Annotated in this window: 14 protein-coding genes; 6 read left to right on the forward strand and 8 right to left on the reverse strand. The window is 69.0% G+C overall.

Annotated elements, in window-relative coordinates; all coding sequences use genetic code 11:
• On the forward strand, positions 1 to 329 hold a 329-nt coding region (locus OXR08_RS14140; RefSeq protein ID WP_267350757.1), incomplete at its 5' end, for a TonB family protein.
• Between the two features lie 161 nt (positions 330 to 490).
• Here the strand turns inward: OXR08_RS14140 and OXR08_RS14145 are convergent.
• The 5 genes from OXR08_RS14145 to OXR08_RS14165 all read right to left on the reverse strand — a co-directional run bounded on the left by OXR08_RS14145 (position 491) and on the right by OXR08_RS14165 (position 4,713).
• Positions 491 to 1,573: a 5-(carboxyamino)imidazole ribonucleotide synthase gene (locus OXR08_RS14145; protein WP_267350758.1), complete on the reverse strand. Its 1,083-nt coding sequence runs from the start codon at positions 1,571 to 1,573 to the stop codon at positions 491 to 493.
• Entirely contained in the window at positions 1,570 to 2,046 is a 477-nt protein-coding gene (purE, locus tag OXR08_RS14150; RefSeq protein WP_267350760.1) for a 5-(carboxyamino)imidazole ribonucleotide mutase, read from the reverse strand. Before purE ends, OXR08_RS14145 begins: the two co-directional genes overlap by 4 nt.
• Positions 2,047 to 2,239: 193 nt before the next feature.
• Positions 2,240 to 2,926, reverse strand: coding sequence for a 2,3-diphosphoglycerate-dependent phosphoglycerate mutase (gene gpmA / locus OXR08_RS14155; protein WP_267350762.1), 687 nt, complete (start codon positions 2,924 to 2,926; stop codon positions 2,240 to 2,242).
• A 57-nt stretch (positions 2,927 to 2,983) separates the two neighbouring features.
• A complete protein-coding gene (locus tag OXR08_RS14160) occupies positions 2,984 to 4,093 on the reverse strand; it encodes a M14-type cytosolic carboxypeptidase (protein WP_267350764.1) in 1,110 nt (369 codons plus the stop codon).
• Positions 4,090 to 4,713 carry a DUF4136 domain-containing protein gene (locus OXR08_RS14165; RefSeq protein WP_149682719.1) on the reverse strand — a complete coding sequence of 208 codons (624 nt, stop codon included), beginning with the start codon at positions 4,711 to 4,713 and terminating at the stop codon, positions 4,090 to 4,092. Before OXR08_RS14165 ends, OXR08_RS14160 begins: the two co-directional genes overlap by 4 nt.
• A 146-nt stretch (positions 4,714 to 4,859) precedes the next feature.
• On the opposite strand from OXR08_RS14165, the gene ykgO reads away from it, so the two are divergent.
• Both ykgO and OXR08_RS14175 read left to right on the forward strand, forming a co-directional pair.
• Complete coding sequence (gene ykgO / locus OXR08_RS14170; protein WP_003046794.1) at positions 4,860 to 4,985, forward strand: type B 50S ribosomal protein L36; 126 nt, start codon at positions 4,860 to 4,862, stop codon at positions 4,983 to 4,985.
• A gap of 26 nt (positions 4,986 to 5,011) precedes the next feature.
• Entirely contained in the window at positions 5,012 to 5,641 is a 630-nt protein-coding gene (locus OXR08_RS14175; protein WP_149682720.1) for an HAD family phosphatase, read from the forward strand.
• 8 nt (positions 5,642 to 5,649) lie between these two features.
• Here the strand turns inward: OXR08_RS14175 and OXR08_RS14180 are convergent, their stop codons facing one another.
• Complete coding sequence (locus OXR08_RS14180) at positions 5,650 to 6,240, reverse strand: L,D-transpeptidase family protein (RefSeq protein WP_112383839.1); 591 nt, start codon at positions 6,238 to 6,240, stop codon at positions 5,650 to 5,652.
• Positions 6,241 to 6,438: 198 nt separating this feature from the next.
• Here OXR08_RS14180 and OXR08_RS14185 point away from each other — a divergent pair, with 198 nt between their 5' ends.
• Positions 6,439 to 7,146 carry a murein L,D-transpeptidase catalytic domain family protein gene (locus tag OXR08_RS14185; RefSeq protein WP_235904069.1) on the forward strand — a complete coding sequence of 236 codons (708 nt, stop codon included), beginning with the start codon at positions 6,439 to 6,441 and terminating at the stop codon, positions 7,144 to 7,146.
• On the opposite strand, the gene OXR08_RS14190 is transcribed toward OXR08_RS14185, so the two are convergent.
• Together OXR08_RS14190 and OXR08_RS14195 are read right to left on the reverse strand one after the other, a co-directional pair.
• Complete coding sequence (locus OXR08_RS14190) at positions 7,092 to 8,204, reverse strand: glycosyltransferase (RefSeq protein ID WP_267350846.1); 1,113 nt, start codon at positions 8,202 to 8,204, stop codon at positions 7,092 to 7,094. The genes OXR08_RS14185 and OXR08_RS14190 overlap by 55 nt on opposite strands.
• Positions 8,201 to 10,675, reverse strand: coding sequence for an aminotransferase class I/II-fold pyridoxal phosphate-dependent enzyme (locus OXR08_RS14195; protein ID WP_267350848.1), 2,475 nt, complete (start codon positions 10,673 to 10,675; stop codon positions 8,201 to 8,203). Before OXR08_RS14195 ends, OXR08_RS14190 begins: the two co-directional genes overlap by 4 nt.
• Positions 10,676 to 10,823: 148 nt before the next feature.
• Between OXR08_RS14195 and hisG the strand changes: the two genes are divergently transcribed.
• Both hisG and hisD read left to right on the forward strand, forming a co-directional pair.
• The gene (hisG, locus tag OXR08_RS14200) at positions 10,824 to 11,483 is read left to right on the forward strand and encodes an ATP phosphoribosyltransferase (RefSeq protein WP_267350850.1); all 660 of its coding nucleotides are present in this window, start codon (positions 10,824 to 10,826) and stop codon (positions 11,481 to 11,483) included.
• The gene (hisD, locus tag OXR08_RS14205) at positions 11,483 to 12,775 is read left to right on the forward strand and encodes a histidinol dehydrogenase (protein WP_162844020.1); all 1,293 of its coding nucleotides are present in this window, start codon (positions 11,483 to 11,485) and stop codon (positions 12,773 to 12,775) included. Before hisG ends, hisD begins: the two co-directional genes overlap by 1 nt.
• Positions 12,776 to 12,840: the final 65 nt, after the last annotated feature.

Genomic DNA, 12,840 nt, shown 5'->3' on the forward strand with positions numbered 1-12,840 from the left:
GTGCGGCGATGCAGCGCGCCGCGTGGATCGTCATGCCGACACGGCGGCAGATGGAGCCCTATTGGCCGCGCCAGGCGATAAAGGAGCGGTTGAGCGGGCGCGTCGTGCTGGCGTGCATCGTGCCGCGGCCCGGCCCACCCCGGCGCTGTGTGGTGGCAGAGGAGCATCCGCAGGGGGTCGGCTTCGGCAAGGCCGCGCTGGCGATGATACACCTGTTTCGGCTGAAGCCGGTCATGCGCGGTAACACCGTGGTCGATGTGCCGCTGACCATCCCCGTGATCTTCGAACTACCCGCCTTTCGCGGGCTGCCGCGCGACCCGGCGGGGTGAGAGCCGGATCAGGAAGACATCATCCTGATCCGTTCGTGTCGAGACAGTGCCGCGCGGGGATGACGTGTCTCTCGATACGCGGCGTTGCCGCTGCTGGGCGGTTATTCGAGACGAACGGGGGCAATCCCGTGTCATCTCACTGGAGCGGTTGGAAAGCCGCTTCAGCGCAGGATGCGGGTGACGTGTCCCATCTTGCGACCGGGGCGGGCGGTGCCCTTGCCGTAGAGATGAAGATGGGCGCCGGGCTGGGTCAATGCGTCGTCCCAGGCGTCGTCGCCGATCAGGTTGGTCATCGTCACGTCGCTGCCGGTGAGGGCGGTGTCGCCGAGCGGCAGGCCACAGATGGCACGAATGTGGTTTTCGAACTGGGAGATCTGCGCCCCCTCGATCGTCCAATGGCCGGAATTGTGGACGCGGGGCGCCATCTCGTTGAAGACGGGCCCGTTTTCGGTCGCGAAGAACTCGCAGGCGAGGACGCCGACATAGTCGAGCTCGGCGGCGATGCGACAGGCAAGCGCGGTCGCCTCCTCGGCCTGGGCGAGAATTGCGGGCGGGGCGGGCAGCGTGGAGGTGCGCAGGATCGCGTCCAAATGGACATTGTGCGGCGGATCGTAGCGCACGGTCGCGCCGTCATGGCCGCGCGCGATCAGGATCGAGAATTCATGGCTGAAGGTAACGAAGCCTTCGAGCACGGCGGGGCCGCCGATCGCCTCCCACACCGCATCCGCATCGTCCGCAGAGCGGATCACCGCCTGCCCCTTGCCGTCATAGCCGAAGCGCGTGGTTTTCAGGATGGCCGGGGTGCCGATCCGGTCGAGCGCGACGGACAGGTCCTGGCGGCTGTCGACCTGCGCCCAGGGGGCGGGGCGGCCGCCGATGCCGTCGACGAACCGCTTTTCCGCGATCCGGTCCTGCGCGACGCGCAGGGCGCGCGGATGGGGATGAACGGGCACGCGATCGGCCAGCCATTCGACGGGGACGACGTCGATATTCTCGAATTCGTAGGTCACCACGTCGCATGCGGCGGCGAAGTCGGCGAGAACGATGCGGTTGTGGTAATCGGCGCGGGTGAGGCTGGATGCGGTCTGCGCCGCGACGCTTTCACGGTCGGGGGCCAGGATATGGGTGCGGTAGCCGAGCTGTGCCGCCGCGACGGCGAGCATGCGGCCGAGCTGACCGCCGCCGAGGATGCCGATCGTGCTGCCGGGGGGGAGGGCGCCGTCGATCATTACGGGGCCGGTCATTGCGGGTCGGTTGCGACGCTGTCGGTCTGGCGGGCGCGCCAGTCCTGGAGGCGGGCCGACAGGCGGTCGTCGGACAGGGCGAGGATGGAGGCGGCGAGCAGGCCGGCGTTGATCGCCCCCGCCTTGCCGATCGCCAGCGTGCCGACAGGGATACCGCCGGGCATCTGTACGATCGAGAGCAGGCTATCCATGCCCTTCAGCGCCTTGGATTCGACCGGCACGCCCAGCACGGGCAGGTGCGTCATCGACGCGGCCATGCCGGGCAGATGCGCCGCGCCGCCGGCGCCGGCGATGATGACCCGCAGGCCGCGATCGGCGGCGCCGGTGGCATAATCATAAAGGCGCTGGGGGGTGCGATGCGCGGACACCACCCTGGTTTCATGCGCGATGCCGAGCGCGTCGAGCGTTTCGCTCGCGTGGCGCATCGTCTCCCAATCGGAGGTGGAGCCCATGATGATGCCGACCAGCGCCATGTTCGTCTGCCTGTTCCGTTCAACTGCCGGTGTCGCGAAGCGGGGTGACTAGCGGGATGGGGGAAAGGGGGCAAGACAGGTGCGTGTCAGGTGAATTCGCTGACATCTTGTATTGCCTGGCGGCCCCTCACCCTCCCATCGCTTCGCGACGGGCCCCTCTCCCCGGAGGGGAGAGGGTTCCTAAGGCGACGTATCAGCGCTCGGACAGATAATAGCGTTCGCGCGGGGTCAGGTCGTCGTCCAGTTCGTAGACGATCGGCTGGCCGGTGGGGATTTCCAGGCCGGTGATCTCGTCGTCCGGGATATTCGACAGGTGCTTGACCAGCGCGCGCAACGAATTGCCGTGCGCGGAGATGAGGACGCGGTTGCCCTCCTTCAGCGCGGGCGCGATGCGGCCGTCCCAATAGGGAAGCACGCGGTCGATCGTGTCCTTCAGGCTTTCCGCGACCGGGATGTCGATATCGGCGTAGCGGCGGTCGTTGGTCATGTCGAACTCACCGCCGGGTTCCGAGGCGGGGGGCGGCACGTCGAAGCTGCGGCGCCAGATCTTCACCTGCTCCTCGCCATGCTTGGCGGCGGTCTCCGCCTTGTCGAGTCCGGTCAGGCCGCCATAGTGACGCTCGTTCAGGCGCCAATGCTTCTCGGTGGGCAGCCACAGGCGACCCATCGTTTCCAGCGCAAGGTTGAGCGTCTTGATCGCGCGGGTCTGGAGGCTGGTGAAGGTCAGGTCGAAATCCAGGCCCTTGTCCGCCATCAGCGCACCGGCGGCACGCGCCTCCGCTGCGCCCTGCGCGGTGACGTCCACGTCCCACCAGCCGGTGAAGCGGTTTTCCAAATTCCAGGCGGACTGGCCGTGGCGGATCAGGACAAGCGTGGGCATGGGTGTTTTCCCTTTTTAACCAGGTGTTCGGTGGCCGCGGCGGGCCGGGCGGCCGGATCAGATCTCGTCGATCATCCCGGCCAGCGTTTCCAGGCAGGCGACGCCAAGTTTGGCGGAGCGTGCGCCGGACCAGCCATGGCGTGCGTCCGGATTGGGATCGTGATCCTTGAACGGCATTTCCAGCGTGACCGAAACCGCGCCGAACCGCTCGGCCAACTGGTTGGTCGACATCGACAGGTTGGCGTTGCCGGCAGCCGCCTTTTCATAGCCGAGTTCGGTCTGGAAATCGGGCGTGTGGGCGGCCAGGCGGCGGCCGAACTCATAGAATTTGGCGCCCTGCGCCTCGGTCCAGCTCGGAATGCCCTCGAACCCTGCGATGAAGTTCGCGGGGATCGCCTCGTCGCCGTGCACGTCGATTGCGAAGTCGACGCCGGTTTCGTCCATCCGGTTGCGCACGCACAGCACTTCCGGGCTGCGATCGGGCGTGGGGGCGTGCCATTCGCGGTTGAGGTTTACGCCCGCCGCATTGGTGCGCAGATGGCCGCGGCGGGTGCCGTCCGGGTTCATGTTGGGGACGACGTGAACGGTCGCCTTGGCGAGCAGCGCGTCGGCCGCCGAACTGGTCAGCCAGTCGAGTGCGCCGTCCATCCACCATTCGGCCATCGATTCGCCGGGATGCTGGCGGGCATAGAGCCAGACCTGCCTGGCACCGGTGCCGATGCGGAAATAATCGATCGCCTGTCCATCAAGCGACTGGCCGAGTTCGAGATGGGTGACGCCGGGCCGCGCCGCGATGCGCGCGACGAGCGCATCGTGCATGTCCGTGGTATAGGGTTCGAAATAGGCGAACCAGGCCAGTTCGCTGTCACCGGTCCACTGCCATTCCAGCACGCCATCGCCGTAGCGGGTCGGCGTCATCCACCAGTCGCGACGATCGGTGCTGGCGCGCACCGCATAGCCGGGCCAGCCGAACGGATAGGCCGAGCCGCCCGCATTGGTGATGCGAAAGGTCAGCGTCCGTCCGCGCGCCCCGGCGACGCGGAAGAAGAACCATTGATAAAAGTCCGACTGGCGATCCTGTACGATCTCCAGATCGACCGTGTCGCCCTCGATCCCGGTGACGCGGATGTTGCCGCCGTCGAAACCGGCGTTGATGGTGATGCTCATTTCACCTCGATAGTGCGACCGGACTCGCCGGGGAACCCCGTGAACAGCGCGCCCGCCAGCTTTGCGGCCTGGCTGGAGGCGGTGGCGTCGGCCGCGCGTGCGTCGGCATAGGTGCGCGAGCTGCCTTCCCAAACGGGGGACTGGTCGGCGCGGCGTTTGATGGTGACGGTGAGTTCGGTGGTGACGATGTCGCGTCCGCGGGAGGAGCCGAGCGGGAAGCTGAGGCCCCCGCCGAGGCCGACGCCGCCACCGCCGCGTCCGCCGGAGAAGCCGCCGCCGCCAAGGCCGATGGAGACGGGGGACTGGCGCGGCGGGCCGACATGGTTGGCGCGGGTGAAGGCGACGGTGGCGATGAACTGCGGCTGCGCGCCGGGGGCGGGGGTGGCATAGCCGCTGCGCAGCAATTCGGTTTCGACCGCGGCGGCGTAGGTCTTGAATTCGATCGAGGCGGGGCCGGTGGGCGAGAGGGGTTCGACCGCAACGGTGCCGCGCGGGATCGGCTCGCCAAGATGGTAGCGGATCACCTCGGCGGGCGCGGAGCGGCCGGTGGTGGTGCAGGCGGCCAGGCCGGACAAAGCGAGGCCGGACAGGGCGGTGAGGAGGAGCGGGCGTGCGATCATGGAAGCACCTTGCGGCAAGACGTTACGGATAGGCAACGCCCGAGATATGCGGAGAGGTCCGTCGCCAACCTTGACTTGCAGGCGGCGGACCACTAGGCGGCGGCACTTTCCAGACACTCATTCATTCGAAAAGAAGCGAATCGATCATGAAGATCCGCAATTCCCTGAAGTCGCTCAAGGATCGTCACCGGGACAACCGCGTGATCCGTCGTCGCGGCCGCACCTACGTCATCAACAAGACCAACCGTCGCTTCAAGGCGCGCCAGGGCTGATTCGGGCCGACTGGACGGGTTGGTCCGTGCAGTCCGCTGAACAGCCGACCGCCGTCATCTTCGACGTCGGTCGCGTCCTGTACGACTGGGACCCACGGTTTCTGTATCGGCGCCTGATCGAGGACGATCGGGCGCTCGATGCGTTTCTGGCCGATGTGCTGACGCATGACTGGCATTTCCAGCATGACGCCGGCCGCGACTTCGCCGATACATCGGCGGAGCTGATCGCGCGTTTCCCGCAGCATCGCGAACTGATCGGCCATTGGGGTCCACGCTTCCTGGACAGCATCGGCGATCCGATGCCGGGCATGCATGCACTCGTCGAGGAACTCGACGCCCGCGGCGTGCCCCTGTTCGCGATCACCAATTTCAGCCACGAATTCTGGCCGCCGTTCCGTGCGCGCGAGGCGGCGATGTTCGACCGGTTCCGTGACGTGGTGGTATCGGGCGACGAGAAGCTGGTGAAGCCGGACCCCGCGATCTACCGCCTCGCGCTCGACCGGTTCGGGCTGCGGCCGGGCGAGGCGGTGTTCATCGACGACAATGCCGCCAACATCGAAGCGGCCGCCGCGATGGGAATCGTCGCGCTGCACTTCACCGATGTGGGCACGTTGCGCCCGCAACTGGCCGCGCTGGGATTGCCGGTCGCGGCCTGACGCCCGCGTTACTGCGCGTCGATCATCGCCAGCTGCTCCTGATTGGCGCGCGCGGCATCCGCCTCGACCAGCAGCGAGGCGTCGAGCGGCTCGCCGGCCACGACCTGATCGGTGACCACGACGGTGGAGCCGACCTGAGTCACCGCAAACAGCTTCTTGGCGAAACCGGCGGGCAGGCGGATGCAGCCGTGCGAATCGGGAAAGCCCGGATTGCGACCGGCATGCAGCGCCACGCCGTCCCAGGTCAGCCGCTGCATGAACGGCATCGGCGCGTCGTTATACAGGTTGGAGCGGTGCACCTCGCGCTTTTGCAGGATGGGGAACACGCCGACCGGCGTATCCTTGCCATCCTTGCCCGAAGAAATCGTCGCGGCGGCGACCATCATCGATCCGCGGTAGACATAGGCGCGCTGCTCTGGCAGTGATACCACCACAGTGACCGCCTCGGGCGTGCCCGGGTCGTTCCAGACATATTTGTTGGGCGCCAATCCCGCCGCCGCCTGGGCGATGGCAATGGTAGCGTCCTCGGAAGCGTGCGCCGGGGATACGGCGGCGAGCGCGGCGGCACACGCCAGCGCCGCGACAGCGAGTCGGTTCATGTCCCTCATCCTTGGCAAGTTCTGAACGTCTTAACGCGCGTAAACGAAAAACGTGCCAGAGCGGTTCAACGGCAAGGCGTGTGCGAAGCGCGGCGGATTGCCGGAACAGACAGCGAAAATGGCGGAAAAGCGGGCGAAAATTAACCGTCTTTCCTGTAAATAGGCCTCAGCGGGTTTGATCCACGGGGCTAAAAGACATTGACGTACGATCATGACGACGCGGCGCATGGACGCCGTGCCATCCTGAAGAACGGCCTGGTTCTGGCCGGGGCGCTGGCGATCCCCAGCGCGGTTTCCGCCACGCAGCGCCTGACCGCGCGCGACCTGAAGCCGGTGAAGCAGCCGCCGGTGCCGGCGGCACGCGTACCCGCGCAGGCGGTGGCGACCAGCCCGCGCGTCGTGCGGCCGGACCTGTTCCGACGGGCGATGGCGGCGATGCAGCAGCATGGCAGCCGTATCACGCACCGCGACCGGATCGCGGTGGTCGATTTCGCCGCATCCTCGTCGCAGCCGCGGTTCCACTTCATCGATCTGGTCAGCGGCCAGTCCAGCTCGCTGCTGGTCGCGCATGGCAGCGGCTCCGATCCGGCGCATACCGGCTATCTCCAGCGCTTCTCCAACGCGTTCGGATCGAATGCGTCGTCGGAAGGCGCCTTCCTGACCGACAGCTATTATACCGGCAAGCATGGCCGCTCGCAGCGGCTGGTGGGCATGGACCCCACCAACAACAATGCGATGGGCCGCGCGATCGTGGTGCATTCGGCGTGGTACGCCAACAAGGACGTGCTGAAGGGCCGCGGCGTGCTGGGACGCAGCCAGGGCTGCTTCGCGGTCGGCGAGCGCGACCTGGATCAGGTCTTCGCCCGACTGGGGCCGGGCCGGATGATCTTCGCCGCCAAGGCCTGAGCCAGCGTGCGGCGGCGGGCGGCGGTGCGCCGCGCGCCGCCGATCATCCCGGACCATAACAGCGCCTCCGGCCCTGCATAGCCCAGGCCCAGATGCGCCGGACGCGTGGCGACCAGATCGGCCAGCGTCAGCGATCCCGAGCGCAGGCCGGCGCGTCCCACCTGCGCCCAGCGGCGCGCGGTTTCCCATTTGATCAGGCGCCAGTCCGCAGGTGTCGGCGCATGTTCGGCGCGGTGCGCGGCGAGCAGCCGGGTCAGCGTATCGCCGACCGCGGCAAGATCGGCCCGGCCCGCGGGCGGCTGGCCAGCGACGAGATGGCGCACGATCAGCGCGGCGCGCGCGGGCGCCTCGTCCTCGAACACGGCGGCATAGGCGTCGGCCAGTACGCGCGTGGCGCTTGCCTCCATCGTCGCGGTATAACGCTGCGAGGCGCCACCGGCATGCTGGCGATAGAGGAGCAGCGGCGTATCGAGCCGGGCGATGCGGCCATGCGGGCGGATGCGGTGATACAGGTCGAAATCCTCGGCATAGAGGATATCGGGGCGGGTGAAGGGGTCGAGCGCGCGGGCGGCGGTGGTGCGGACCATCACCGACGACCAGGCGAGCGGGTTGCCGATACGCACCAGCCAGTCGAGCAGCGCGGGCGAGGTGTGCGCGCTGTATCCGGATGGACGGATGCTGCGGCCGCGCAGGAATTCGACATTGGTGCCGAGCAGCGCGACATCGGGGTGCGCGTCGAGATAGGCGACCTGCCGCGCGAAGCGATCCGGGCGGCACAGGTCGTCCTGGTCGAGCGCGGCGAGATAGCGCCCGCGCGCCTCCGCCACCGCGCGGTTGCGGGCGCGCACCGGGCCGCCATTGGCGTCCAGCGCGATCAGGCGGACGCGCGCATCCGGCCAGGACGCGACGAGATCGCGGGTATCGTCGGTCGAGCAATCGTCGACGACCAGCACCTCGAAATCGGGAAAGGTCTGTGCGGCGAGGCTTTGCAGCGTCTCGGGGAGCCAGGCAGCGCCGTTATAGGCCGCCATGATGACGCTGACGGTGGGCGCGGTCATGCGACCGCGCGCGCCGCGCTGCGGCCGAGCACCTGATCGACGATCATCAGCCCGACATCATTCTGCCACAGCCAGAGGCCGTTGGCCTGACCGACGAAGCTGGGTTCACCGCCGAGCCGGCCCCAGGGCACGAAGCCCGCGGCAAGGCCGATGCCGTACAGGTTCGGGATGGGATGGCCATCGGCATCGCAGACGCGGCAATGGCGATCGACCATCGCGCCGCCCTGATCGGCGGCGAGCGGCAGGCGTGCGCCCGTGTCATCCTCCACCGCGAGGGCGTGCGGGCGATAGCCGAGCGCGGCGACGACGAGATCGGCCTCGCGGATGATGCGGCGGGCCGCCTCGTCGGTATCCCCGGCGATGCGGTGGCTGGCGACGCGGGGATCGGCGACCCGGCCATCGACGCCGAGCAGGCGCAGGACCAGCTCGCGTGCCTCCAGCCGGAAACCGGCAAGGCGATAGACGAAGCCGGATACGGGACAAATGTCGTCGGGGCCGAAATCGGTAAACCCTTCCGCCTGCGCCGCCTCCACCGAGGGATAGAAGGGCCGCAAGGGGCGGCGATGAAGCAGGGTGAGCGCGCCGGCGCCCAGCGGTATGCGCCCCTTGAGCAGCAGGGCGACACTGGTCAGCGCACTGGTCGAGCCGCCGACGACCGCGATGCGCGGCGCGCGGATCGCGGCCAGCCGGTCGGTGACCGCCTCCAGCCCGCCGATCGTCAGCAGCTCGTCCGAACGAATCAGGCGGTCGCCCGCAAGATCACCCAGCGGTTCGCCGGCGACGATGCGGGCGGCGACCGATGGCGGCTGATGCCCACCCGTCGCGATCACCACCGCGCGCGCGGTTCGCAGCGTCTCCTGCCCATCCGACAGGCGGCGCAGGCGGACGCTCCACAGGCCGTCGGTGCGCCTGCGGGCGGCAACGGCCTCGTGCCCGGTCAGCACGGTGCCGCCACCGTCGCGCACGATGCCGGCCAGCCGCGTGCCGGTTTCGCGGAGCAGCGGGCCGGCTTCGGCGAGGGGGACGCCGAGCGCGTCGCGATAGGCATCGACGGTGCGGCCGACCGGGTGATCGGCGAGCGCGGCGATTTCGGCATGGGGATTGTCGCGCACCGCGGTGAGAAAGGTCTGCGCGGTGGAATCGGAGGTGATCGCATAGCCGCCCAGGCGGCCGCCGCCGACATGGTCGTCGCGCTCCACCAGGATCATGTCGCGGGCGAGCGTGCCGAGCAGCCCATGCTTGCTGGCGGCGGTGAGGATCGCGGTGCCCGCCGGGCCCCCGCCGACGATCAGCAGCGAGGCGACCGGCGCGTCGGGTGCCGCCGCGACGTGCGGCGTGATGCGCGAACAGGCGCGCGCGACGGCATCGACCACGCGGCCGACGTCATCCGCCGCCATCGCATCGGTGATCGGCAGCGACAGCATGCGGCCGGCGACATCGTCCGCCACCGGTGTCGGCTCGATCACGCAATGGTCGCGGAACCAGGGTTGCTGGCCGAGATGGGGGGAGAAATACTGGCCGCAGCCGATCCCGTCTGCCTCGATCGCCGCGGCAATGGCGGGGCGGTGCGCGGCAAGCGGGCGGGGCAGCAGCAACGGCATGAACTGCGTGGCGCGGCGCGTGCCGGATGCACGCTGCAGGGTCAGCGCGTCGCCGACCGCGGTGCGATAGGTCGCCTCCAGCATGGCGCGGTGATCGGTCACGGCGTCGATTTCGGCCAGCTTGGCGCGGGCCATGATCGCCAGGATCTCGGGCAGCTTGGCGTTCAGGCCGGGCATCGTCGCGCTGCGCGGGGCACCGAACCCGAAATTGGTCATGATGCGCAGCCGGTCGATCAGGGCGGTATCCGCGCTGTGGATCAGGCCGCCCTCCGCCACGGCAAAGGTCTTGGTGGCGTGCATCGAGTGGACGACGGCGAAGCGGGCATCGGCGCCGAAGGCGCGGCCCGCGGCATCGCGCGTGCCGAGCGAGGCGGCGGCGTCGATCACCACACCCACCCCGTGGCGCCGCGCCAGCCAGGCATAGCGATCGAGATCGATGGCGTTGCCAAAGGTCGCATAGGGCACGATCACGCCGATGCGCGCACCATGCTGCGCCAACAGTCGTTCCTCCGCCGCGGGGCTGAGGCCCCAGTCGTCGGGATCGATGTCGCAGACGAGCGGCGTCAGCCCGGCCCACATCGCGGCATGGGCGGTAGCGGCAAAGGTCAGCGCGGGTATCAGCGCCAGCGTGCCGGGGGCGATGCGCGCCCCGGCCGCGTCGCGGATCGCGATCATCAGGCCAAGCGTCGCATTGGCGACCGCAAGGCAGGCGCCCCGGCCGTCGAACAGCTGCCCGGTCGCCTCCGCCTCGAAGGCGCGCACCTCCGGCCCATTGTTGCTGAACACGCCCGATGCCTCGACGCGGCGCAACGCGTCCAGATGCTCGCTCAGCCGGGGCGGATTGGGGGCGATCAGGGGAAGGGGACTCATCAGCGCGGTACCGGTTGTTGCAACGGCGTTGACCTAGATCAGCCGATGCTAATGTTCGGTTACGTACGCGCGGCCCATGGCGGTGGAGGTGGGATCGGTGCCAGCGCCGTTGCACGCGCGCCGGGCGGCCGGTAAGCGCGCGGGAACCATGTCCCAGCCGCTCATCATCGCCGTGCCCAAGGGGCGCATCCTGGCCGAAGCGCTGCCGCTGCTCGCCGCCGCGGGCATCCGGCCCGAAGCCGCCTTTTCGGACGAGAACAGCCGTGCGCTGCGCTTCGCCACCGACGATCCGGAAATCGAGCTGATCCGGGTGCGCGCGTTCGACGTGGCGACCTTTGTCGCGCATGGCGCCGCGCAACTGGGCATCGTCGGGTCCGACGTGCTGGCCGAGTTCAGTTATTCAGAGCTGTATGCGCCGGTCGACCTCGGCATCGGGCATTGCCGCATCTCGGTGGCGGAGCCGGCCGACATGGCGGCAAGCGACGATCCGCGCGGGTGGAGCCATGTTCGCGTGGCAACGAAATATCCCCATATCACCAGTGCCTACTTCGCAAAGCGCGGGGTGCAGGCGGAGTGCGTGAAGCTGAACGGTGCGATGGAGCTGGCGCCGACGCTGGGGCTGGCGCCGCGGATCGTCGACCTGGTGTCGTCGGGGCGGACGCTGAGCGAGAACGGGCTGGTCGAGGTGGAGGTGATCGCGCATGTCACCTCGCGTCTGGTGGTCAATCGCGCGGCGATGAAGACGCGCGGGCGGGTGGTGCCGCTGGTCGAGGGGATCAGGCGCGCGGTGGCGGAGAGGGCGGCGTGATGCGGCTGGATGTGGGCGAGGCGGGGTTCGCCGCGCAGTTCGAGGCACTGGTCGATGCGCGGCGCGAGGCGGATGCCGATGTGGCGCGCGACGTGGCGACCATCCTGCGCGCGGTGCGCGACGAGGGCGAGGCGGCGGTGGCGGCGTTCACGCGCAAGCTGGACGGGCACGACCTGGCGGAAACCGGGTGGCGGATCGAGCCGGCGGATTGCCGCGCCGCCTATGAAGGGCTGGAGCCCGAGCTGCGCGCGGCGCTGGACCTGGCCGCCGCGCGCATCCGCACCTATCACGAGAAGCAGAAGCCCGAGGACAGCGAGTGGGTGGACGAGGCGGGCGTCCGGCTGGGCGCGCGCTGGCGCCCGGTGGACGCGGCGGGGCTGTACGTGCCCGGCGGGCGGGCGGCCTATCCGTCGTCGCTGCTGATGAACGCGATCCCCGCCAAGGTGGCCGGCGTCGGGCGGCTGGTGATGACGGTGCCGACGCCCGGGGGGCAGACCAACGCGCTGGTGCTGGCGGCGGCGCATCTGGCGGGCGTGGACGAGGTGTGGCGGATCGGCGGCGCGCAGGCGATCGGCGCGCTGGCATATGGCGCAGGGCGCATCGCGCGGGTCGATGTGGTGACGGGACCGGGCAATGCCTGGGTCGCGGAGGCCAAGCGGCAGGTGTACGGCGTGGTCGGCATCGACATGGTCGCCGGGCCGAGCGAGATCGTGGTGGTGGCCGACGCGAAGAACGACCCCGAATGGATCGCGGCCGACCTGCTGAGCCAGGCCGAGCACGACACGGTGACGCAGTCGATCCTGTTCACCGACGATGCGGGCTTTGCCGACAAGGTGGCGGAGGCGGTGGACCGGCAGATTCCCGAACTGGCGACCGCCACCGTGGCGCGCGCGGCATGGGATGCGAACGGCGCGATCATCGTCGTGCCGACCCTGGACGAGGCGATGCCGCTGGTCGATCGCCTGGCGCCCGAGCATCTGCAGATCGCGACCGACGATCCGCAGGCGCTGTTCGACCGGGTGCGCCATGCCGGCAGCGTGTTCCTGGGCCGCTACACCCCCGAGGCGATCGGCGATTATGTCGCGGGGCCGAACCATGTGCTGCCGACCGGGCGGCGGGCGCGCTTCGCCAGCGGATTGTCGGTGCTGGATTTCATGAAGCGGACGAGCTTCCTGGGGCTGACCGAGGAATCGCTGAAGGTGCTGGGGCCCGCCACGGTCGCGCTGGCCGAGGCGGAAGGGCTGCCCGCGCATGCGCGGTCGGTGGCGTTGCGCCTGCGACTGAACCGATAGGACAGAGTTTCTAGTCCGACAATTGACGGCACGATCTTCCCGCCCCTAGAGTGAAATCCTGAGGC

The organism is Sphingomonas sp. GM_Shp_2 (genome assembly GCF_026540875.1).
In the GTDB taxonomy this organism is placed as follows: domain Bacteria; phylum Pseudomonadota; class Alphaproteobacteria; order Sphingomonadales; family Sphingomonadaceae; genus Sphingomonas; species Sphingomonas carotinifaciens.

What these genes read in the sequence shown, in the direction of transcription:
- OXR08_RS14145 (WP_267350758.1), bottom strand. Translation starts at nt 1,573, where the DNA reads ATGACCGGCCCCGTAATGATCGACGGCGCCCTCCCCCCCGGCAGCACG.
- purE (WP_267350760.1), bottom strand. Translation starts at nt 2,046, where the DNA reads ATGGCGCTGGTCGGCATCATCATGGGCTCCACCTCCGATTGGGAGACG.
- gpmA (WP_267350762.1), bottom strand. Translation starts at nt 2,926, where the DNA reads ATGCCCACGCTTGTCCTGATCCGCCACGGCCAGTCCGCCTGGAATTTG.
- OXR08_RS14160 (WP_267350764.1), bottom strand. Translation starts at nt 4,093, where the DNA reads ATGAGCATCACCATCAACGCCGGTTTCGACGGCGGCAACATCCGCGTC.
- OXR08_RS14165 (WP_149682719.1), bottom strand. Translation starts at nt 4,713, where the DNA reads ATGATCGCACGCCCGCTCCTCCTCACCGCCCTGTCCGGCCTCGCTTTG.
- ykgO (WP_003046794.1), top strand. Translation starts at nt 4,860, where the DNA reads ATGAAGATCCGCAATTCCCTGAAGTCGCTCAAGGATCGTCACCGGGAC.
- OXR08_RS14180 (WP_112383839.1), bottom strand. Translation starts at nt 6,240, where the DNA reads ATGAACCGACTCGCTGTCGCGGCGCTGGCGTGTGCCGCCGCGCTCGCC.
- OXR08_RS14190 (WP_267350846.1), bottom strand. Translation starts at nt 8,204, where the DNA reads ATGACCGCGCCCACCGTCAGCGTCATCATGGCGGCCTATAACGGCGCT.
- OXR08_RS14195 (WP_267350848.1), bottom strand. Translation starts at nt 10,675, where the DNA reads ATGAGTCCCCTTCCCCTGATCGCCCCCAATCCGCCCCGGCTGAGCGAG.
- hisG (WP_267350850.1), top strand. Translation starts at nt 10,824, where the DNA reads ATGTCCCAGCCGCTCATCATCGCCGTGCCCAAGGGGCGCATCCTGGCC.
- hisD (WP_162844020.1), top strand. Translation starts at nt 11,483, where the DNA reads ATGCGGCTGGATGTGGGCGAGGCGGGGTTCGCCGCGCAGTTCGAGGCA.